Genomic DNA, 21757 nt, shown 5'->3' with positions numbered 1-21757 from the left:
CTCCTCTCAGCGACTGACCACCTGATAACGGCCGAAGCCTTCGATCTCCACTTCATCGCCAGGATACAGCTTGCGGCCGCGGCGATTGTCCAGCTCGCCGTTGATGCGAATGGGAACCTCCGCGAGAAATGCTTTGGCCATGCCTCCTGTATCAATGACGTCAGCCAGCTTTAGAAATTGCCCAAGGGCGATATATTCGGTCTTGATGGAAACCTCACGCATAGCAGGGCCTCCTTTCTTTTACGTAAAAAAGGTCGTTTACGAAAAACACATGATCTGTCTAGTAAGTACGGACTGGCAAAATCAAATGGAGCGTCCAGTCGTGGTCGGTCGGACGAATCACGAACGGACTCATCGGGCCAGTGAAGCTCGCTTTGATTTCGCTGCTGTCGATGGCACGAAGCGCATCAATCATGTATTTCGCATTGAAGGAAATCTTCAGATCTTCACCGTTCATGGCTTTCGGCATCAGGATATCCGTAACTTTCCCGATTTCCGGAGCATTGGAGGTGATTTCCACACTTCCGTCCGGAAGCGTGACCAGCTTCACCACGTTGGATTTGCCTTCGCGGGAGAGCAGGGAAGCCCGCTCGATTGACTGCAAAAACTCTTTGGTGCTCACCGTGATCTCGGTTTTGCTGCCTTGCGGAATGATCCTGGTCGTGTCCGGGTAAGTGCCCTCCAGCAGGCGGGAATAGAACAGGATGTGCCTGGACTTCACCAGGATCTGGTTTTCCGCCACGACGATGTCAGCCGGATTTTGCTCGTCATCCAATATTTTCACCAGCTCGTTGCAGCTTTTACCCGGTACCACGACATTGTGGAACGACAAATCTTCACGGCATTCTACCATGGCGGTGCGGCTTGCCAGGCGGTGGCTGTCCGTTGCGACAAAACGCAGCTGGCCGTTCTCCAAAGACCACATCAAACCGGTCAAAATCGGGCGCATCTCCGAAGTGGATACGCCGAAAACGGTCTGGCGGATCATGGTTTTCAACAGATCACAAGGAACGCTGAACACTTTGTCCTCTTCCAGATGGGGCAGTTGCGGATACTCGCTGGCATCCATCCCGTTGATCGTGAATTCAGCCTGACCGGAACGAATCTGGGTCACCAGACGCTCGTCCACTTTGATCTCGATCTCGTTGCCGGGCAGTTTGCGGACGATTTCGCTGAAAATGCGAGCTGTCAACACGATGCTGCCTGGCTTATGAATGGTTACGCCCCATTCACCGGCTTCTTCCAAAGGGATCTGAACCTCGATGGAAATATCCGAATCGCTTGCCGTAAGGGTCAGACCTTCATCATCGGTTTTTATTTTGATCCCGGTCAAAACCGGAATGGTTGTTCGGCTGGAAACCGCTTTGCTGACGTGTGAAACAGCGTTAGACAGCTTGTCTCGTTGAACGGTGATATGCATCAACGTAAGCCTCCCTCTCTCGAGCCATATGAAAAATGAAAACGTTATGCATAATGGCTGCGGCTTTATCATAAACTATTAGGATAATGATTTTTAACAGAAGTAGTACTAGGTCCTGTGGATTTGTGGATATGTGAACTCGTTGCGTAAAAGAGAGCCTATACACATGTGGGTAAGTTGTGTATAGGCTTTTTGCGTTATGCACAGATTTAGTGATTGGCTTTGAGCTTTTCAATGAGCGACTGAATGGTCGTTTGCATTTGCGGATCATTGGCCAGAGCACGGGAGATTTTCTCGTGCGCATGGATGACCGTCGTGTGGTCGCGTCCGCCGAATTCGTCGCCGATCTTGGGAAGGGACGCATCGGTCAGCTCCCTGGACAGATACATGGCGATTTGGCGGGGGAAAGCGACCGTCTTTGTTCGCTTTTTGGCCTTGAAATCCTCCAGCTTGAGGTTGAAGGCTTCTCCGACAGCCCGTTGGATGTCCATGATGGTAATGACGCGCGGACGGGAAGACGGAATGATGTCCTTGAGCGCCTCCGCTGCCAGTTGCGTATCGATATCGCGATTGATCAGCGAGGAGTACGCCACTACGCGGATCAGGGCGCCTTCCAGCTCGCGAATGTTGCTGTCGATCTGATTGGCGATGTACGCCATGACTTCATTCGGAATGTCCAGGTTCTCCGCCTTGGCCTTTTTGCGCAGAATGGCAATCCGCGTCTCAAGATCCGGCGGCTGAATATCCGTAATCAGGCCCCATTCAAAGCGCGAGCGCAGTCGGTCTTCCAGCGTCGGAATCTCTTTTGGAGGCCGGTCGGAGGAAATAATGATTTGCTTGCTTTCTTCGTGCAAGGCATTGAACGTATGGAAAAACTCTTCCTGTGTCGATTCTTTGCCCGCCAGGAACTGGATGTCGTCAATCAGCAAAACGTCGACGCTCCGGTACTTGTTGCGAAATTCGACCGCTTTGTTGTCGCGGATGGAATTGATGAACTCGTTGGTGAATTTTTCAGACGACAAATAAACCACTTTCGCCGAAGGATTATGCTGGATGACGTAATGGCCAATGGCGTGCATCAAGTGGGTTTTGCCGAGTCCTACGCCCCCGTAAATAAAAAGAGGGTTGTACGCTTTGGCGGGAGCTTCCGCAACCGCGAGCGATGCAGCGTGTGCAAATCGATTCCCCGAGCCGATGACGAAAGTGTCAAACGTGTACTTGGGATTCAAAATACTGGGCGGTTGGTCATCCGCTGCCGCCGGCGGAGCTTGTGTCTTTGCCCGCGGAGCAGGTTGTTCTTCGGCAAATGCGGCATCCGGATTTTGCAGGACGACGAATTTTACCTTCATATTGATACCGGTCACTTCATATAGTGTATCGGTGATCAATTGAGAGTACCTGGTTTCGAGCCAATCTCTGGCAAAGTCGTTCGGCGCTACGACGATCAGTGCATCTTCTTCCAATGTGGTCGCTTTGGTCGCCTTCAGCCAGGTATCAAAACTGGGTTTGCTAAGCGATTTTTCTATCTTGGCCAAGACTTTGCGCCATAGCTCGCTAATCGCTGCATCCAACCAGAATCCCTCCTTATGGGCAATCCGAAAAAATGAAATGAATGTTAGGAAATGACAAATAAAAGGGCAATCATGCGCGTATGTGAGACCCGGTTGTCAACACGGTCATAGGCAGTAATTGTGGATAAAAAAAGTCGAAAAAAAGGGATTCGACTCGGAGAAGAGAATAAGAGCAGATGGTTATCCGCAGCCTTGTGAGTAAGAAGATACACACATGGGGGAATCTGTCCACAAACTTATCCACATGCTGTGGAAAAACCGATTGACCTTTCGGAGTTATTCACGCTTCAAAACAAAAACATGATAACAGATATAACGCATGGTATCAACGGTTTTTTCATACTTATCCACAAACACAACCACTGGTGCCGGGCACATATGCACATATCTATATTTTGTGTACAAGCTGTAGATAATTTTGTCGAATCACGCTTTTGTGGATAAAGAAATATCCACAGAATGACTGCGCTTTGGGAAATAGTTTTATGGGGATATTTGTCTTGGCAATAAAATTCCATTGTCCCTTGACTTTTTGGGCATATCTTTTTATAATGCGAAAGAATGTCTGTAAAGGCGGAGGTGTAGACCTAATGAAACCATCTTTTAATCCTAACAACCGTAAGCGCAAAAAGGATCATGGATTCCGTAAGCGCATGAGCACAAAAAACGGCCGTAAAGTTTTGGCTGCTCGTCGTAAAAGAGGAAGAAAAGTTCTTTCCGCTTAGGCCACACATTCCGTGGCCTTTTTTGTTTCGAGGAAGAGTCGGAAAATTCTTTGTTTCTGGAAAGAGGAAGTCCTGCAAGGATGTTGAACCTTCTTGGAAGGAAAATGATTACTTAGCTATCCAGCTACCGAGAGGATGAAGCATGCAAGAAGGCAGGATCGCCTTTGGAGAAGGGACAAGGGGGTTGCCGGCTTTTTTTCATTTTATAGCGCATATAGCCTATGGCGCAGCGCGATGATTTTCACTGATTGCGAAATTCCTGCACTTTATGTCCGGCTTGGGAAAAAAGTGGACGAAACAAGGATATACTGGTAGATGCTGTTTGCGTTTTCTACTATAATTGTGATGTTAGGGGTTGTTTACCTTGCATCGTTCACACCGGCTCAAAAAGAATGAGCAATTTCAAGCAGTGTTTCAACGAGGAAGTTCAGCTGCCAACAAGCAGTTTGTCCTGTATACAGCCAGACAGGAGGGACAAGCTGCGTTTCGCGCTGGAATTTCCGTCAGCAAAAAGATTGGCAACGCCGTTATTCGTAACAGGGTCAAGCGTCTGATTCGCGAAGCAGTCGCCCGATTGGAACCTGTCATTCCAACCGGTGTGGATCTCGTCATCATCGCACGTCCAGGTGTGGAGCTGATGTCGCTTGAAGCCATCGAACAGTCGCTTTTGCACGTCATGAAGCGGGCAAAGGTGATCAAACAGGCACCCGTACATAATGGAAGAAGAGGGTGATACGATGATAGCGAAAATCATGATGGGGCTGATTCGCGGGTACCAGCTTTTCATTTCTCCGCTGAAACCGCCGTCGTGCAGATTCGCGCCGACATGCTCTCACTACGCGATCGAATCCATTCGCAGATTCGGCGCGTGGAAGGGAGGATGGCTGGCTCTTCGTCGCATCCTGAAATGCCATCCGTTCCACCCGGGCGGATTTGATCCGGTTCCGGAACAGCGAAATTAATTCATCACCTCATTGAAGCGGGGAAAAGGAGGATCATCCCTTGAGCAGACGTACCCTCAGCATGCTTATGCTGACCTTGCTGGTTTTCATTTTGTCGGGCTGTAACCCTCAGAAAGCTGCACCAATCGGCCCTGACGCAACCGGCATTTGGGACAAGTATTTGGTTTACCCCTTGTCCTGGTTGATCAAAGAGAGCGCATTGATTCTCGGCAACAACTACGGCTTGGGTATTCTGGTAGCGACGATTATCATTCGTCTGATCGTGCTTCCGCTGATGATCAAGCAGATCAGAAGCTCCAAAAAAATGCAGGAGCTTCAACCGGAAATGCAAAAAATCCGCGAGAAGTACAAGAACGATTCGCAAAAGGCACAGCAGGAGACCATGGCTCTTTTCCAAAAGAACGGGGTCAATCCGTTGGCCGGCTGCTTGCCGATGCTGGTGCAAATGCCGATCCTGATTGCTTTCTACCACGCGATTATCCGTACTGCGGAGATCAAGTCGCAAACCTTCCTCTGGCTGACTCTGGGCGCAAAAGACCCGTATTATATTTTGCCGGTCGTGGCAGCTGTGACGACCTATCTGCAGTCGAAAATGATGGGTCAGACTACACAAGGCAACCCGCAAATGCAAATGATGCTGGTCATGATGCCGCTGATGATTCTGGCCATCGCCGTGACATTGCCGTCGGCGCTCTCGCTGTACTGGGTGTACGGCAACCTGTTCACCATCGTGCAAACCTACTTCTTGTACCGTGACAAAGGGAAACAGCTTACTCCTAAGGAGGGAGCCTCCAAGTGAAAAAGGTGGTAGCTACGGCAAAAACGATAGACGATGCTGTGCAGAAAGCTTTGCTGGAATTGGGTGTGCCCCGTGAAAAGGCAAGCGTCCGCGTACTGGAGGAACCGAGCAGGGGACTGTTCGGACTGATCGGGACCAAAGACGCCAAAGTGGAAGTCGAATTTCACTTTGACCCCGTTGCACAGGGACGTGAATTTCTTCAAGACGTGTTGTCCAACATGAAGGTAGACGCCAAAGTGGAACAACGCACCAATGAGGAAGGCGTGCTGTTTGACATCCAGGGTTCAAATCTGGGAATCATTATTGGCCGTAGGGGACAAACTCTTGATTCACTGCAGTATCTCGTAAACGTCGTAGCAAACCGTCATGCGGACAAACACGTTCGCATCACGTTGGATGCAGAAAACTACCGGCTGCGCCGCAAAGAAACGCTGGAGCAGCTGGCAGATCGGGTCGCCAAAAAGGCCCTTTCCACCAGACGCGAGGTTCGTCTGGAGCCGATGTCGGCAGCGGAGAGGAAAGTCATTCACGCCTTTTTGCAAAAACGATCCGATGTGGTTACGTTCAGTGAAGGGGACGAACCCAATCGCTATATTGTCATCGCACCGAAAGAAGCCTCCAGGTAGGCTTCTTTTTTTTGCGCAAGGCTGGGCAATGCTTCGTTTTTCATATGGTTCTTTTGGCGGCAGTGTAGTACACTTGTCCACAGTGGATAACCTGGTTAAGGGTTGGCGCCGAAAGAAAACGATCATACTGTGGATAAGATACGCGACGAGCAACCTTGAAGCGCAGGGTTGCTTTTTCCTGTTCGGCGTGGAGGCTGCCGGGAAGTGCACAATCTTTTGGTATTTTCCAGGGCGATCTGTTAAGCTAGTATGTTAGTGGCTGACTTGTTTTGATTGGAAAGCTTGAGGTGAACAGCATGAAATTCGATACGATAGCGGCAGTCGCAACACCGATGGGGGAAGGCGGCATTGCCGTGATCCGGGTAAGCGGTCCGGAAGCGATCGAAGTTGTGGATAAGATATACAAAGGAAAAAACGCGTTGTCCACTGTGGACAGCCATACGATTCACTACGGCCATTTGCATGATCCACAGACGGGCAGTCTCGTAGAGGAGGTGCTCGTGTCTGTGATGAAGGCGCCGCGCACGTTTACGCGGGAGGATGTCGTGGAGGTCAACTGCCACGGAGGAATCGTTTCTGTCGAGCGTGTGCTGGATCTGATCCTGGAGAATGGCGCCAGATTGGCGGAACCAGGGGAGTTTACCAAACGGGCGTTTCTCAACGGACGGGTCGATTTGTCGCAGGCCGAGGCCGTCATCGATTTGATCCGGGCGAAAACGGACCGGGCGATGAAGGTGGCTTTGAACCAGGTGGAGGGGAAGCTTTCCCGCCTGATTCGCCAGCTGCGGCAAAATTTGATCGAAGCGATGGCCCATATTGAGGTGACGCTGGACTATCCGGAGCACGACGTGGAGGAATTTACCCAAAATTTCTTGCGCGAGAAGTGTGAGGAGGTCAAAGCCGAGATCAAACGGCTTTTGCAGACAGCCAAGCAGGGGAAAATCTTGCGGGAAGGGCTGTCCACGGCGATTATCGGGCGTCCGAACGTCGGGAAGTCTTCGCTGCTGAACAGCCTGGTGCAGGAGGAAAAGGCGATCGTCACGGATGTCGCCGGCACGACCCGCGATGTGATCGAGGAGTACGTGAACGTGCGCGGTGTTCCCCTGCGGCTGATTGATACTGCGGGCATCCGTGATACCGAGGACATCGTGGAAAAGATCGGGGTAGAGAAGTCCAGACAGTTGCTGCAAAAGGCGGATCTCGTGCTCTTGGTGCTCAATTATAATGAACCTTTGAGTCCGGACGACTACAAGATTTTTGAGGCGGCAAAAGGCTTTTCCGTCATCGTGATCGTCAACAAGTTCGACCTGCCGCAAAAGATCGATTTGGAAGAAGTCAAACGCCATTTCCCGCAGCAGCCGTTGATCATGACCTCGGCGCGTGAAGAGACCGGCATCGAACTGCTGGAGCAGGCGATCAGCGATGTTTTCTTCAGCGGCCGCGTGCAGCAGGACGATCTGACATATGTGAGCAACGCGCGCCATATTCATCTGCTGCGCCAAGCGGAACAGGCGATGGACGATGCGCTGAACGGCATCGAAGGGCTGATGCCTGTGGATATGATCCAGATCGACATTAAAAAAGCGTGGGAGCTGCTAGGAGAAGTGATCGGGGAAAGTGTCGGCGAAGATTTGATCGACCAGATCTTCTCCCAGTTTTGTTTAGGCAAGTAATCAGGTGTGAATGAGGAGGAAGACAACGTGAATGCTGTACCAGTGTATGAAGCTGGCTCGTTTGACGTCATCGTGATTGGGGCTGGGCATGCGGGGTGTGAAGCGGCATTGGCAGCTGCCCGGATGGGATGCAGTACCTTGCTGCTGACGATCAATCTGGATGCCGTCGCGTTTATGCCGTGCAACCCTTCCGTTGGCGGTCCGGCAAAAGGGCATGTCGTGCGCGAGATCGATGCGCTCGGCGGAGAAATGGGCCGCAATACGGACAAGACGCACATTCAAATGCGCATGCTGAATACGGGAAAAGGACCGGCTGTGCATGCCCTGCGTGCGCAAGCGGACAAATTTGCGTATCAGCACGAAATGAAACGGACGATTGAAAATACGCCTAATCTTCTGCTGCGCCAGGCTATGGTCGAGGAGCTGATCGTCAATAACGGCGTGTGCGAAGGGGTACTGACGCAGACAGGGGCGCGCTACAGGGCGAAGTCCGTTGTACTGACGACAGGCACGTACTTGCGTGGGAAAATCATTTTGGGCGATCTGCAGTACGAAAGCGGCCCGAACAATATGCGTCCGTCTATTCGCCTGGCTTACCACTTAAAGGAACTGGGCTTTGAAATGATACGCTTCAAGACGGGAACACCGCCGCGTGTCCACAAAAACAGCATCGACTTTACGAAAATGGAAATTCAGCCTGGCGATGAAGTGCCGCGCGCTTTTTCTTACGAGACGACAGAATTTATCACGGACCAGCTTCCGTGCTGGCTGACGTACACAAACGAAGAGACCCATGAGCTGATCAACAGCAACCTGCACCGCGCACCGATGTATTCGGGGATGATTGAAGGGACGGGACCTCGCTATTGCCCGTCCATTGAAGACAAAGTCGTCCGGTTTAACGACAAGCCGCGCCACCAGATCTTCCTGGAGCCGGAGGGCCGCCATACGGAGGAAATGTACGTGCAAGGGCTGTCCACCAGTTTGCCGGAAGACGTGCAGCTTTCCATGCTGCGCTCGATGGCAGGGATGGAAGAAGTGAAAATGATGCGGCCTGGCTACGCGATCGAGTACGATGCCGTCGTGCCGACACAGTTGTGGCCTTCGCTCGAGACGAAGATTCTCCCGGGCCTCTTTACCGCAGGACAAATCAACGGGACGTCCGGTTATGAGGAAGCAGCCGGCCAAGGCTTGATGGCCGGAATCAATGCCGCTCGCCGCGTGCAGAACAAACCGCCAGTCGTACTGGGACGGGAGCAGGCGTACATTGGCGTATTGATCGACGACCTGGTGACAAAAGGCACCCATGAGCCGTACCGCCTGCTCACATCACGCGCCGAATACCGCCTGCTTTTGCGTCATGACAACGCGGATCTGCGCCTGACAGACATCGGTCACGAGATCGGCCTGATCAGCGAGGAGCGGTATGCGCGGTTCGTCGCCAAACGGCAGCGGATCGAAGAAGAAATCACGCGGGTCAACCAGACGCGGGTGCGCCCGGATATGGAGCACGTCCAGGAGGTGCTGCGCGCAGCCGGTTCTCCGGAGTTGACAGAGGTCATCGAGCTGGCACAGCTGCTGCGCCGTCCGGAGCTTACCTACAGCCATATCACGCAAATGGCGCCGCCTGCCGAGCCAGTGCCGGAAGACGTGGCGGAGCAGGTAGAAATTCAGATCAAATACGACGGCTATATCCGCAAATCGCTCCAGCAAGTAGAGCGAATGAAAAAGATGGAGGAGCGCCGGATTCCGGACAGCATCGATTACCATCAAATTTCCGGCATGTCCAAGGAAGCGCGGGAAAACATGTCGAAGATTCGTCCGCTGAACATCGGACAGGCCGCACGCATCGCAGGGGTGACCCCTGCGGATATTTCCGTGCTGATGGTCTATCTGGAGCAGTACAATCGCGTAGGAGCGGCAGAGTAAGGAGAAAAGCAGATGACGAAAGAACAGTTTGCCGAGGCGCTGCAAGCCAAAGGCATCGTGCTGACTGACCGGCAGATGGAGCAGTTCGATCAGTTTTTTCACCTGTTGGTCGAATGGAACGAAAAAATGAATCTGACCGGGATTACAGAAGAAGGCCAGGTGTACAACAAGCATTTTTACGATTGCATTACGCCTGCGTTCTACTTCCCTTTTGACAAGGTGGACTCTGTGGTCGATATCGGCGGGGGAGCTGGTTTCCCAAGCATCCCGCTGAAGATTTGCTTCCCGCACCTGAACATGACCATTATCGATTCTCTGAACAAGCGCATGAACTTCCTGCAGCATGTCGCCAGCGAATTGGAACTGGAAAATGTCTATCCGGTGCATGGCCGCGCGGAAGAACGCGGTCAGGAGCCGGCGCATCGGGAGAAGTACCAGCTGGTCGTCGCCCGCGCCGTGGCGAGAATGAACCTGCTGTCCGAGTTTTGCCTGCCTTTTGCCAGAGTAGGCGGTCACTTCATCGCCCTCAAGGGAGCCGACATGACGCTTGAGCTGAACGAAGCGAAAAAGGCGATCAAGACATTGGGCGGCAAGACTCGAAAAGTGGAAACGCTCCGCCTGCCCGAGGACGCCGGAGAGCGAAATATCGTGATCGTGGAAAAAGTGGAGGCGACTCCAAAAACTTATCCGCGCAAGCCAGGCGTGCCTGCCAAAAAGCCGTTGATGTAACGAAGTGGAACAGAAGGGAAAACGGGCAGGCAAGCGGAGAAGGTTGTCAGATCGACTGAGATAGCCCTGGAAAAGTGCAAAAGGACCGTAGCGATGAGTGCTGCGGTCTTTTTGGTGTGTGCGAAGGCAGGAGGTTTTGGTGGTTATGGGGCGGAGCATGTGCGGGGATTTTGGGTGACAGGGGAGATGGGCGGCGGACGCGGTTTATGAAAGATGTCAGCCGCAGAAAAGGAGCCGACTTCGGACGGACAGCCTTGTTTGTTTTGATTCCTGTCTGTTTGAATGATTTCGCTATACGGATTTCCTTCGAGTGGCAATACATACGATTCGGGGGCGGTTTGCTGCGCTGGACGTAACCGGAATGTTTTTGGGGGAGCAGGGGCGATCATCAAGTACAAGGATCTGTAATAGAATTGACTACTGCTGAGGGAACGTGGGTCGTCTAGGCAATCGGCTTGATGTTCAGCGTAGAAATGTCTATCACGGCGATTGTCACCGCATTTTCCGTCTATTTGATGCTTGATTTCCCCAGGCTGTCCTCCAGGTTGTTTCCTGCCACAAAAATTTCGCATTTACACGACGACAGCCTGAATGAGGAGGAAGTGCACAAAGAGCATGGAAAGCGCGCTTTCTACGACGACGATCACGATGGATGTTTCACGTGGAACAATTTTTATAGCAGGAATTGGGCGAAACTTGCAGAATTATGATGTAGGAAAAAAACATAGAATGAAGCGATCGCAAAACGTGTTTAGGACAAAAGTTTTTAAGAAGATGCAGAAAAGGGCTCGAGCGTCTTTTTCCGATAGTGCTGCGGCCCTCTTTATTGCAGAGCGTCAAGGTTGATCTTTTCTCGGCAAGGAATAGGGTCATGCTGCCTTTCTATCTGTTTCCGGAAAGGGCAGGAAAGTATTGCTGGGTATTATTTTTCATTTGAAAGCACGAATCTGGCATGGTCCACGGTTTGATGAAAGGATTTCTTTCCGCAAATCAGGGGGCTGCGAGATTTTGTGTCTTTTGGGTGGAAATGCGAGAAAGAGGCATCTGTTGTTTGGGACAGGCTGTCGCTGCTGGCAGCAAGGGAAAGGTGCGGGCTGTTCAAAGAGAGAGACGGCGAACAATGCAATCTTGGCCTGCGATGAAAGGAGCAAGCATGGTTTTTGGAAAAGACAAACAAGAATACACCCAGGTTTTCCGGCAAAAAAACGAATACTGATTTTGAAATAGCAAGGTTGGAACGGGTAGAAGTGGGGGATTTTCTATGGCAGTGAAGGATTCATTTTCGCGAATTTTTGGACTGACCGACAAAACAGACAACGAAGAAATCAGGCAATTACCGGTTGAGGAGATCGTACCGAATCCGTATCAACCTCGCACGGTCTTTGACGACGAGAAAATTGAGGAGTTGTGTCAAACCATACGGACTCATGGGTTGATTCAGCCGATCGTCGTTCGAGTAAGAAACGGTCAGTATGAATTGATTGCGGGAGAACGGCGTTTGCGGGCAACGAAGAAATTGGGAATGGATCGGATTCCGGCGATTGTCAAAGAGTTTACTGACGCGCAGACCGCTTCCATCGCGCTGATCGAGAATTTGCAACGGGAAGGATTGACTGCAATCGAGGAAGCCGTCGCGTATCAAAAGCTGATCGACTTGCACAATCTGACCCAAGAAAGTCTGGCTCAGCGCCTCGGAAAAGGCCAGTCCACGATTGCCAACAAGCTCCGTTTGCTTCATTTGCCCCAGGAAATCCAGGATGCATTGTTGGCCCGTCAAGTAACGGAGCGTCATGCACGTGCGTTGATTCCACTCAAACAACCCGAGCTGCAGCTTAAAGTATTGCAAGAAATTCTCGAGCGGGACTGGAATGTAAAGCAGACAGAGGTAAGGGTAAAGCAACTGCTGGAAGCCAAAGAAAATCCAAAGAAAGAAAAAGAAGCAAGGCCGAGATGGAAGGCATTTTCCCGTGACGCGAGAATTGCGATCAATACGGTGCGTCAGTCCATTGATATGGTGATGCAAACGGGTCTTCCTGTAGAAACGAATGAAGAGGATCACGACGAATTTTACCAGTTTACTATCCGGATTCCGAAAAACAAGGACAAGTAAGTGCAAAGCGAACAGGAATCGGTTCAAGTCCCTGCAGAGGGGAGCGAACGGTGGCGAGAAAGCCGCCGTTCTTTTTGGTCAAGATGCTTTTGCCAGCGTTGGCGATAATGAAGCTCGGGAATAAGTGGTGCCAGGTGTTGATGGCGGTTGCCAGCAGACCGAAGTCTGTCAAAAGGCGGATGGTTTCAGCAGGGGAGTGAGTGTTTCTTTCCGTACCGCAATTTCCGATCCGTTACATTTCCATGAGAGAAAAGATTGCTCACCTGTTTTACCGATGTGCAGTGGTAAAACGCGTTGGCTGAACAAGGGGCGGTGGAGCAATTCAATCAAATAACAGGGACATTGTAACTGTTTGGCCTATAAAAAAGGGCAAAATGTCCCGTTATGAAAAAACAGCGTACGGCGAGGCTGCAAATCTGGTAACATGGTATGTACCATATGCAACAGATTTTTATGGAGAAGAGATGTTTTCTCTAGCGGGGACCCTACTCGGGTGGCGGCGAGAATCCACCCGACTATGCGTTCCGGAAAGTTTACACGGGTGTGACCAGGCTCCTGTTGCGATTGCAAACTTTCCTACACGAAAAAAATGAGGTGGAGAAGTTGAGTAAAATCATTGCGGTTGCGAACCAGAAAGGCGGCGTCGGGAAGACGACTACGTCCGTCAATCTTAGCGCTTGTCTGGCCGCATTGGGAAAAAAGGTGCTACTGGTGGACATTGACCCACAGGGGAACGCGACCAGCGGGATCGGAGTCAACAAAGCCGATGTGCGATATTGTATCTACGATGTCCTGATTAACGACATTAGCCCGGTCGATGCTACTTTGCCAACGGAAATTGAGGGCTTAATGATTATTCCGGCCACAATTCAACTGGCAGGTGCGGAAATTGAGCTGGTCCCAACGATTTCTCGTGAAGTTCGTTTGAAAAAAGCTCTGGAAGTCGTGAAAGACAAATACGACTTTGTGATTATTGATTGCCCGCCGTCTTTGGGCATCTTGACTGTAAATTCGCTGACCGCAGCGGATTCTGTACTGATTCCGATTCAGTGCGAATATTACGCGTTGGAAGGACTGAGTCAGCTGTTAAACACGATTCGGCTGGTTCAAAAGCATCTCAATTCGCAACTGGCTATTGAAGGCGTCGTGCTGACGATGCTGGACGCACGGACAAATCTGGGAATCCAGGTCATTGAAGAAGTGAAAAAATACTTCCAGGAAAAAGTATATAAAACGATTATTCCAAGGAATGTTCGCTTGAGTGAGGCGCCATCTCATGGACAAGCTATCATTACGTACGATCCACGCTCAAGGGGTGCAGAAGTTTATACCGATTTGGCGAAGGAAGTGGTAGGGGTATGAGTAGAGGTTTGGGAAAAGGGCTGAATGCACTTATTACGTCCAATCTCATCGAGGAAGGGGAACAAGTAAAAGAGGTTTCCATCAGTGAGATTCGTCCCAATCCATATCAGCCCCGCAAGGAATTTGAACAGTCCGCTATCGACGAGTTGGCCCAGTCCATCAAAGAGCATGGCATTATTCAGCCGCTGATCGTCAGGAAGAGCATCAAAGGATACGAATTGGTTGCGGGTGAGAGAAGGCTGCGGGCTGCCAAACTGTCGGGCTTGAAGCAGGTGCCTGTCGTGGTCAAGGCTTATACAGACCAGCAGCTCATGGAAATCGCTCTGATCGAGAACTTGCAGCGGGAAAACTTGAATCCGCTGGAGGAAGCGGAAGCGTATGAGAAATTGATTGCAAACCACGATTATACGCAGGAGCAATTGGCCCAGAGAATCGGAAAAAGCCGACCACATGTAGCCAATATGCTGCGGTTGCTGCAGCTGCCGGATAAAATCCGCAAAATGGTATCTACAGCGGCGCTCTCCATGGGACATGCGCGGGCGCTGTTGGCCGTAGAAAAAGATCAGGTGCAATTGCAATTGGCAAAGGATGTTGTAGAAAAGGGTTTGAGCGTACGCCAGCTGGAAGAACTGGTGAAACAGTTGAATGTTTCACGTGAAACAAAGAAGAAGAAACCGGCGAAAAACGAACCTGTACTGGTGGAAATTGAAGAACGGCTGCGCAGCCTTTTCGGCACATCGGTGAAGATCAAGAAGGGCAACAAACGAGGGAAAATCGAAATCGATTTTTACTCGCAGGAAGATCTGCAACGAATCATCGACCTGTTGCAAGCAGGCAAGTAAGAAGGGCAGGAGGTAGTCATGGCGATCATCTATTTGGATAACGCAGCTTCTACCTGGCCAAAACCGCAGGCAGTAAAGGAAATGATGGGAGAAGCTGTCGAGGACTATGCTGCAAACCCGGGCAGGGGCGGACACACTTTGGCGATGAAAGCTAGCAAAACCGTGTTTCGGACTCGCGTGCAATTGTCGCGGTTGTTTGGGATTCAAAACCCAAATAACCTCTTTTTTTATTTGAATGCTACCCAAGCGCTCAACCAAGCGATCAAAGGGTTTTTGAAGCCAGGCGACCATGTCGTCTCATCATCGGTGGAACATAATTCGGTGAGGCGTCCGCTGGAATATATGCGTCGGACAGTTGGGGTGGAAGTCACTTATGTTGAGCCGAGAGAGGATCATTTGTTTCATCCGGATGATTTTGAAAAGGCATTCCAGCCAAATACGCGTCTGCTGGTCGTAAGTCATGCGTCCAATTTGACAGGAGTCATCTTGCCTGTCGCGGAGCTGGGGGCACTGGCAAAAAATCACGGGATTGTATTTTTGGTCGATGCCTCGCAATCTGCCGGCGTGCTGCCGATTCACGTGGAAGAGATGAACATTGATATGCTGGCATTTCCCGGGCACAAAGGGCTATATGGCCCACAAGGAACGGGTGCCTTGTACGTGCGCGGCGATATTGATCTGGAGCCGCTGATCCATGGCGGTACGGGAAGTCAGTCGGAGTCAGTCGATCAGCCTACTACCAGGCCGGATCGCTACGAAAGCGGGACGGTCAATACCGTCGGCCTTGCAGGACTGCTGGCTGGCGTGACGTATGTCATGGACAAAGGCGTGGAGAATATCCGCCAGCACGAGTGGCAGTTAACGAAACGGACCATTGCGGAATTGAAGGAGATTCCGGGGGTAGAAGTCTACGGTCCCGGGATCGAAACGGAGCGGGTCGGCGTCGTCTCTTTCAACATCGACGGAGTGGATGCATCGGAGGTCTCTTTTATTCTCGATCAGCAATACGGAATCGCCACGAGGTCAGGGTTTCATTGCACGCCACTGGGTCACCAGACGGCAGGAACGGTGCAAAAGGGCTCCGTTCGGGCGAGCTTTGGCATTTTTAATACAGAGAAAGATGTAGAGGCGCTTGTTCAAGCGGTGAAGGAAATCGCATCCGCGTTTGCATAGTGCTTTCTGTAGGGGGAGAAAAATGTGATTTTGTTGGGGACCCTGGTCAATGCGGCAGCGATTATTGTCGGTGCTTTATTGGGCAGGCTGCTTAGCAGGATTCCAGACTCGATTCGACGTACGGTCATGCAAGGGATCGGTCTGGCAGTCACCCTGCTCGGAATCAAAATGAGTCTTGGCACAAACAATTTTTTGCTGATGATTGTGAGTATCGTGGTGGGAGCCATTGTCGGGGAATGGATCGGCATCGAAAAAGGGTTGAACCACCTGGGCAAATGGCTGGAGAGAAAAGTGGGCGGCGGGAAAGAAGGCGGCATCGCCACCGGATTCGTCACGGCGACGTTAGTCTACTGCATCGGAGCGATGGGGGTTCTGGGTGCTTTGGACAGCGGCCTGCGCAACAATCACGATATTTTGTACACGAAAGCATTGCTGGATGGCTTCTCCGCAATCATTTTCACTTCCACATTAGGGATCGGTGTCATGTTTTCGGCAGTACCTGTGTTTGTGTATCAAGGGCTGATCGCTTTGCTATCGACGCAAATCTACAATGTCGTGAGCCAAAGCACGCTCGATGCCATGCTGGTTGAACTGACGGCGACAGGCGGCTTGATGATTATCGGGATCGGGGTTAATATCCTGGAAATCAAAAAAATCAACGTGGCCAACATGCTGCCGGCTTTAATAATCGCAGCAGCGGGCGTCCCGATCGTGGCATGGCTGAGCAAGCTGTTTTCTTGAGAAGCGATGAGGGGGCTGTCTAAAAAGGGCACAATTGCGAAAATCACCAAATGGAAAAGGGGCGTCTCCAAGTCAACAAATCGACTTTTGGGACAGCTCCTTTTTTGCTGCTTCAAAAAGGCAAGCGGCTCGAAAGAGAAAGCTGCCTGGGACAAGAAAGAAGGGGAAGGCAGATGAACCTGAATTGCGTCAAGGATGGTAGAATGAGCCCAGGATGAAGTCAGCGATTTACGACAGGGTGTAGAGCAGTTGGAGCGCGATTTCCTTGAATGGAATCAGGCGGCGGGCTGAGAGAAATGAGAACTGAAGCAAGGAGTAGCGTGTGCAAGCGAAGCAGAGTGCAGATGGGTGGCATGTAAAAAAGACGCTCGGGGGAGAGAGAAAGAACATGTTAGGGTTCGTCGTAAATCCGGCAGCGGGGAATGGCAAAGGAAAAAAAGTCTGGAACAAACTTGAGCGCATTCTAAGGCAGCAAGGAGCCGTTTTTCAGGTGAGGGAGACATCGGGGGAGGGGGAGGCACAAATGCTGGCTATTGAACTGATCGAAAAAGAGGGAGTAAATAAAATCGTCGCTGTGGGAGGGGACGGAACCGTCAGCGAGGTCGTAAACGGAATTCAACAGACGGAAAAGGCTTGCATGCTGGGCTATGTGGCGGCAGGATCTGGCAACGATTTTGCCAAGGGACACGGATGGCCGCTCGATCCAGTACGGGCGCTGGAACGAATTGTGTCGAGTGATCGGGAAATCGCGATAGATTTGTTGAAAATCAATGAACGAGTGGCTGTCAATTCAGTTGGTGCGGGATTTGACGGACAAGTGGCAAAGACGACGAACGAGTCAGGCTATAAAAAGTGGCTCAACCTGCTCAAGATCGGCAAAGCGGCGTATATCTGGTCGGTGATCCGAATATTATGCACGTATCGTCCATGCTCGATCACGCTGACGATCGATGGGCATGAGCATCGGGTGGAGCATACCTGGCTGGTTGCCATTGCCAACATCCCGAATTACGGAGGAGGCATGTTGATTTGTCCGGATGCGATGGCCGACGACGGTTATGCGGAAGTTTGCGTGGTGAGAGATGTAGGGCGCTGGGGGCTGCTGCGGGCTTTTCCGCAAATCTTTACCGGAGCGCATGTTCAGCATCCGGCCTGCCAATTCTTTCGCGGGCGGCAGATCCGGGTGGAAGCGGAGCGACCGCTTATCGTGCACGCCGATGGGGAGATCGTGGCGAAGACGCCTTTTTCCGTGGAAGTCCTGCCGGGCAGTCTCCGTATGATCGGATAAACAAAATGACGTGACCAGTTGGAATGTCCGCCGTTAAGTCACATCTTCTTTCATGAAGCTCCTTGACACCCCCGGCGCACACCGAAAAAAAGAGACTTGTTTTCCCGGAGGGGGTGGAAAACAAGTCTTTTCACCTATTTGATCGAGGGGAAGCACGGACGGGCAGGCAGGTTATATGCTGCCCAGACGACTCTCCTCGAAGGTTAACGAAACGGCTTTGGACAGCCCGGAGGCAATGATCTCGGCCATGTTCATGACAACGGCCAGTCTGGTGTTCTGGAGGACGAAATACTCCATGAATCCTCCCACATTGACAATTCCGGTGATGTGGAACGTACCGACAGTAGGCAGTTCCTTTTTGACGCCGGCGCCAGGCTTGAGCGGTCCGTTGATTACATTGATATTGCCGACATGGCTGAACTGCCCGAGACAGGCGTCAACAGCGATAATCGTTGACCTGGGGTGTCTCGTTTGGATCAAGTCGAGCTTTTCCTTCAAATTCATGGCGTGGACAGGATCGTCCAGTGTCCCGTAAATATGCAGATGCCTGGAGCCGTAGGACTGCAGCTTGCTGCCTACGAGAGGACCGAGCGCATCGCCTGTAGAGCGATCTGTCCCAATGCAAACCAGGACGATTTCTTCTTCATAGGGGATCAAGCGAATGCGTTGAGCAAGGTGTAGAGCCAGATGTTCATCTGCATTTTCACTCCGATATTCCACTTTGAAAGGTGGCAAGAAACTATCCTTGCGATTGTCAAATGTATTCATGGCTACCCCCACTCTTGCGTTCGTCAATGAAAAGATTAGAAGAGTATTCACAGTATAGTACCGAGGAGGCGTTTTTATACCAGCTAATGGGAAGGTTACGTAGGTTTTGAAAAATCTGCGGATGTGGAAAGACAAGAAACGAACAGGTACAATAAAAGGTGCTTGTCTGTCCAGACTGACAAGGGAAAAGATGGACAGGACATAGGGAGGGAGTAGCATGGAAGGAGAGACCGTATTGATCGCATTTGACTCTACGCAGCAAGCCTTGCGTGCGGAAATGTTGCTGGAGTATGCGGACATCGAAATTGACACAAGACCGACCCCGAAAGAGATAACGGCCGGCTGTGCCCTCTCCATTGAGTTTCCACTGCCTGATTACGCACAAGCCAGGACGATCATGGAAGAACAGCAGGTGGTAATTCGCGGCTATTTTCGTCAGTTTTCCAATCGTTACGTGGAGATTGATGAGAAAGGAAACAGAAGGGAGCAGGTGGAGTGAAAGAAGGCAACATTTTTGCATCTGTTTATGAGCAGGTCTACACATATGTAACGGACGCCAACATGTGGATGAACATCGGGATGGTTGCGTTAAAAATTGCAGCGATTATCGTGATATCGCGAATTGTCGTATCTGTCGTGCAGGCAGGCGTGAACAAGGTGTTCCAGCACCGAAAAAGCAGCAAGCTGCAGATCGACCAGCGGCGAGTGGATACGATGCGGGTGCTGGTGAACAACATCGTGCGTTACACGATCTATTTCCTGGCGATCCTCATGGTGCTGCAGCAGATGGGAATTGATTTGAAGCCCGTATTGGTCAGCGCAGGGGTCCTCGGACTGGCTGTCGGTTTTGGGGCGCAGAGTCTTGTACGCGATATCATTACCGGGTTTTTCATTATTTTTGAGGATCAGTTCGCGGTCGGCGATGTCGTGACCATTAACAATATGACAGGGACTGTACAGGAGATTGGATTGCGAATTACACGCGTGCGCAGCTGGACCGGGGAAGTATTCATCTTGCCCAACGGATCGATTACGCAGGTGACCAATTTCTCCTTGCAAAATACATTGGCAGTGGTCGATGTTTCGGTAGCCTACGAGGAAGATCTGGAGCGAGTGCAGAAAGTGCTGAAAGAAGTGCTGCAGAAGGCCCAGGCTGAACTGACGGACATCGTGGCAGAGCCGCAAATTTTAGGCGTGCAGTCATTGGGACCGTCAGAAATTACCTTGCGGGTGACGGCTGAGTGCAAGCCGAATACGCACCACGGAGTCAACCGGAATTTGCGGGCTATGATCCGGACGGAATTTACGAAGCGGGGCATCTCGATTCCGTACCCGAAAATCGTGATGCAAGAAAAAGGGCAAAGCCTGGGGCAGACGTAGAGAGAAAGGAGCAGGTGCAAAGTGGAACGGAAACATTTTGAGCTGGGGGATGTCGTGCAAATGAAAAAACCGCATCCGTGTGGGACCAATGCCTGGAAGGTCATCCGCATGGGGATGGACGTGCGCATCAAATGCACGGGCTGCGATCATAGCGTGATGATTCCCCGGCTGGAGTTTGAACGGAAGATGAAAAAGATTTTGAGCCGCGGCTCCGACGAAGGGCAATCCTGAAACGAAGAAAAATATTTGCAATGCCTTTTTGTCTTTTCTTACAATGCCCGTAAACGGTGAGAGAGAGCCGGTCGGTTCAGGCAGGCTCTATGCCGTTCCGACGGGGGGATACGATGAAAAGAGGAGCAATGAGGTGGCTGTATGTATTCGGCATGTTGCTGCTGCTGGCAGGGGCAGCACAGCCAGCTCTGGCGGCGGACAAGCCGGGCTGGGGGATTGTGATTACGCCAGCAGATCAATCGGTGGATGTCGCGCCAGCTACGCAAGTGATACTCACCTTTTCCGGGCCGGTTCGCCTGACGAACAACAAGGAGCCGACGAAGCAGACATGGACATCGCTGATTCAACTGACGGATGGCAAAAAAAGAAAGGTGCCTTTTTCCGCCGAGTGGGACAAAGCGAAGCGGGTGCTGACGATCGATCCTGTGGGTAACCTGGAAGCGGGACAATCATTTACGGTGAAACTGCCGGAGAAGAAATTGAAAAATGACCGTGGACAAGTGAATCCGGAAGTGAGCGTTGCGTTTTCCACAAAGAAGCCCGTGGATACGATCGCGCCGCGGGCGGCCATTTTGCCGGGGCATGGAGCGAAGCAGGTCAAGCTGCAGGAGAAAGTGACGCTGCAGTTTGCGGAAGAGGTCAGGCTGGCGAGCGGCGACGTTCTGTCGAGCAAAACGGCAGGGCCGCTCGTGCGCGTGACAGACGATGCCGGCGCCAACGTTGCCCATACCGTCACATGGAACAAGAGCAAGCGGATGCTGACGGTCAAGCCAAAAGGAAAATGGCAGCCTTACAGGACGTACCAGGTGGAATTGCTGCCCGGATTGTTGCAGGATACAGCAGGCAACGGGAACCCGTCACAGCGGTCCAGCTTTACGACAGGAGCCAAATGATGCAAAACACAAAAAGGGATGCGCCCACGTGGCAGCATCCCTTTTGTGTGCATACATTCGTGATGATTGACTCCCGGATGATGGTATTGGCGCTATGTGAGTTCATAGCGTTTCGATGTAAACGCCTTATATGATGTTATTCGGTGTGGAAGGCAGGACTGTGCGGAGGGACAGTGCACCTTCAGATAGGTTGGATCGCAGCGGGAGTATTAGTTGCAGTCACAACCAACGATCACGAGAAGGATGAAGAGAACCAAGATCAGCGCGAAGTCGTCAAAGCCGTTAAAGATACCCACTTGCTAACACCTCCTACCCTAGATTCAATACTCATGCTATGTCAAATTCGGGAAAGCGGTATGGGCGAATGTCCCTGGTGCAGGGAAAAATAAGTTATGCACAAGATATACACAGAAAATGTGGACAACTTTACGTCTTGAAAAGCCGTGTTTGAACGGAAAAAGGGGGTGGATTCCCAGATTGTTTCGGTTTATCCACAACTTTATCCACATTGTTGAAATTTTTCTGGATAAATTGA

At 51.3% G+C, this 21757-nt stretch carries 24 protein-coding genes; 19 read left to right on the top strand and 5 right to left on the bottom strand.

The window, feature by feature from the left end:
• Positions 1–6 precede the first annotated feature (6 nt).
• From yaaA to dnaA, 3 genes are all read right to left on the bottom strand, one after another.
• Entirely contained in the window at positions 7–222 is a 216-nt protein-coding gene (gene yaaA / locus ACFSO0_RS02845; RefSeq protein WP_376876061.1) for a S4 domain-containing protein YaaA, read from the bottom strand.
• Positions 223–280: 58 nt separating this feature from the next.
• Entirely contained in the window at positions 281–1420 is a 1140-nt protein-coding gene (gene dnaN / locus ACFSO0_RS02840) for a DNA polymerase III subunit beta (RefSeq protein WP_376876058.1), read from the bottom strand.
• 209 nt (positions 1421–1629) lie between these two features.
• Positions 1630–2991 carry a chromosomal replication initiator protein DnaA gene (gene dnaA, locus ACFSO0_RS02835; protein WP_376876055.1) on the bottom strand — a complete coding sequence of 454 codons (1362 nt, stop codon included), beginning with the start codon at positions 2989–2991 and terminating at the stop codon, positions 1630–1632.
• 590 nt (positions 2992–3581) lie between these two features.
• Between dnaA and rpmH the strand changes: the two genes are divergently transcribed.
• The 15 genes from rpmH to ACFSO0_RS02760 all read left to right on the top strand — a co-directional run bounded on the left by rpmH (position 3582) and on the right by ACFSO0_RS02760 (position 17950).
• Positions 3582–3716: a 50S ribosomal protein L34 gene (rpmH, locus tag ACFSO0_RS02830; protein ID WP_376876050.1), complete on the top strand. Its 135-nt coding sequence runs from the start codon at positions 3582–3584 to the stop codon at positions 3714–3716.
• A 364-nt stretch (positions 3717–4080) separates the two neighbouring features.
• The gene (gene rnpA, locus ACFSO0_RS02825) at positions 4081–4449 is read left to right on the top strand and encodes a ribonuclease P protein component (protein ID WP_376876046.1); all 369 of its coding nucleotides are present in this window, start codon (positions 4081–4083) and stop codon (positions 4447–4449) included.
• Positions 4450–4453: 4 nt separating this feature from the next.
• Entirely contained in the window at positions 4454–4678 is a 225-nt protein-coding gene (gene yidD / locus ACFSO0_RS02820; RefSeq protein WP_376876043.1) for a membrane protein insertion efficiency factor YidD, read from the top strand.
• A gap of 40 nt (positions 4679–4718) precedes the next feature.
• Positions 4719–5477 carry a membrane protein insertase YidC gene (gene yidC, locus ACFSO0_RS02815; RefSeq protein ID WP_376876040.1) on the top strand — a complete coding sequence of 253 codons (759 nt, stop codon included), beginning with the start codon at positions 4719–4721 and terminating at the stop codon, positions 5475–5477.
• Positions 5474–6103: an RNA-binding cell elongation regulator Jag/EloR gene (gene jag, locus ACFSO0_RS02810; protein ID WP_376876037.1), complete on the top strand. Its 630-nt coding sequence runs from the start codon at positions 5474–5476 to the stop codon at positions 6101–6103. The genes yidC and jag overlap by 4 nt, the downstream gene beginning before the upstream one ends.
• A 296-nt stretch (positions 6104–6399) precedes the next feature.
• Complete coding sequence (gene mnmE / locus ACFSO0_RS02805; RefSeq protein WP_376876034.1) at positions 6400–7776, top strand: tRNA uridine-5-carboxymethylaminomethyl(34) synthesis GTPase MnmE; 1377 nt, start codon at positions 6400–6402, stop codon at positions 7774–7776.
• Between the two features lie 27 nt (positions 7777–7803).
• Complete coding sequence (mnmG, locus tag ACFSO0_RS02800; protein WP_376876031.1) at positions 7804–9705, top strand: tRNA uridine-5-carboxymethylaminomethyl(34) synthesis enzyme MnmG; 1902 nt, start codon at positions 7804–7806, stop codon at positions 9703–9705.
• Between the two features lie 12 nt (positions 9706–9717).
• Positions 9718–10434: a 16S rRNA (guanine(527)-N(7))-methyltransferase RsmG gene (rsmG, locus tag ACFSO0_RS02795; protein ID WP_376876028.1), complete on the top strand. Its 717-nt coding sequence runs from the start codon at positions 9718–9720 to the stop codon at positions 10432–10434.
• Between the two features lie 615 nt (positions 10435–11049).
• On the top strand, positions 11050–11280 hold the full coding sequence (locus ACFSO0_RS02790; RefSeq protein WP_376876025.1) for a hypothetical protein: 231 nt from the start codon (positions 11050–11052) through the stop codon (positions 11278–11280).
• A 415-nt stretch (positions 11281–11695) separates the two neighbouring features.
• On the top strand, positions 11696–12544 hold the full coding sequence (noc, locus tag ACFSO0_RS02785; RefSeq protein WP_376876022.1) for a nucleoid occlusion protein: 849 nt from the start codon (positions 11696–11698) through the stop codon (positions 12542–12544).
• A 603-nt stretch (positions 12545–13147) separates the two neighbouring features.
• Positions 13148–13906, top strand: a complete 759-nt coding sequence (locus tag ACFSO0_RS02780) for a ParA family protein (protein ID WP_376876019.1) — start codon at positions 13148–13150, stop codon at positions 13904–13906.
• Positions 13903–14748, top strand: coding sequence for a ParB/RepB/Spo0J family partition protein (locus tag ACFSO0_RS02775; protein ID WP_376876016.1), 846 nt, complete (start codon positions 13903–13905; stop codon positions 14746–14748). The genes ACFSO0_RS02780 and ACFSO0_RS02775 overlap by 4 nt, the downstream gene beginning before the upstream one ends.
• An 18-nt stretch (positions 14749–14766) precedes the next feature.
• Positions 14767–15921 carry an aminotransferase class V-fold PLP-dependent enzyme gene (locus ACFSO0_RS02770; protein ID WP_376876013.1) on the top strand — a complete coding sequence of 385 codons (1155 nt, stop codon included), beginning with the start codon at positions 14767–14769 and terminating at the stop codon, positions 15919–15921.
• A 24-nt stretch (positions 15922–15945) separates the two neighbouring features.
• A complete protein-coding gene (locus ACFSO0_RS02765; RefSeq protein ID WP_376876010.1) occupies positions 15946–16662 on the top strand; it encodes a DUF554 domain-containing protein in 717 nt (238 codons plus the stop codon).
• Between the two features lie 388 nt (positions 16663–17050).
• Positions 17051–17950: a diacylglycerol/lipid kinase family protein gene (locus ACFSO0_RS02760; protein ID WP_376876007.1), complete on the top strand. Its 900-nt coding sequence runs from the start codon at positions 17051–17053 to the stop codon at positions 17948–17950.
• Between the two features lie 171 nt (positions 17951–18121).
• On the opposite strand, the gene yyaC is transcribed toward ACFSO0_RS02760, so the two are convergent.
• Positions 18122–18718 (bottom strand): spore protease YyaC, encoded by a 597-nt coding sequence (gene yyaC / locus ACFSO0_RS02755; protein ID WP_376876004.1) that lies wholly within the window; start codon positions 18716–18718, stop codon positions 18122–18124.
• Between the two features lie 217 nt (positions 18719–18935).
• On the opposite strand from yyaC, the gene ACFSO0_RS02750 reads away from it, so the two are divergent.
• From ACFSO0_RS02750 to ACFSO0_RS02735, 4 genes are all read left to right on the top strand, one after another.
• Complete coding sequence (locus ACFSO0_RS02750) at positions 18936–19217, top strand: putative Se/S carrier protein (protein WP_376876001.1); 282 nt, start codon at positions 18936–18938, stop codon at positions 19215–19217.
• The gene (locus ACFSO0_RS02745; RefSeq protein ID WP_376875998.1) at positions 19214–20098 is read left to right on the top strand and encodes a mechanosensitive ion channel family protein; all 885 of its coding nucleotides are present in this window, start codon (positions 19214–19216) and stop codon (positions 20096–20098) included. Before ACFSO0_RS02750 ends, ACFSO0_RS02745 begins: the two co-directional genes overlap by 4 nt.
• A gap of 21 nt (positions 20099–20119) precedes the next feature.
• Positions 20120–20329: a DUF951 domain-containing protein gene (locus tag ACFSO0_RS02740; RefSeq protein ID WP_376875995.1), complete on the top strand. Its 210-nt coding sequence runs from the start codon at positions 20120–20122 to the stop codon at positions 20327–20329.
• Positions 20330–20442: 113 nt separating this feature from the next.
• Positions 20443–21222: an Ig-like domain-containing domain gene (locus tag ACFSO0_RS02735; protein ID WP_376875992.1), complete on the top strand. Its 780-nt coding sequence runs from the start codon at positions 20443–20445 to the stop codon at positions 21220–21222.
• Positions 21223–21431: 209 nt separating this feature from the next.
• Here ACFSO0_RS02735 and ACFSO0_RS02730 read toward each other — a convergent pair whose 3' ends face one another.
• Entirely contained in the window at positions 21432–21518 is an 87-nt protein-coding gene (locus ACFSO0_RS02730) for a YjcZ family sporulation protein (RefSeq protein WP_016739383.1), read from the bottom strand.
• Positions 21519–21757: the final 239 nt, after the last annotated feature.

Origin of the sequence: Brevibacillus sp. GCM10020057 (assembly GCF_042683565.1) — a bacterium.
Taxonomy (GTDB): domain Bacteria; phylum Bacillota; class Bacilli; order Brevibacillales; family Brevibacillaceae; genus Brevibacillus.
Note: the sequence above shows the minus strand (reverse complement) of the source record. Positions and strands in the feature narration are given on the sequence as shown.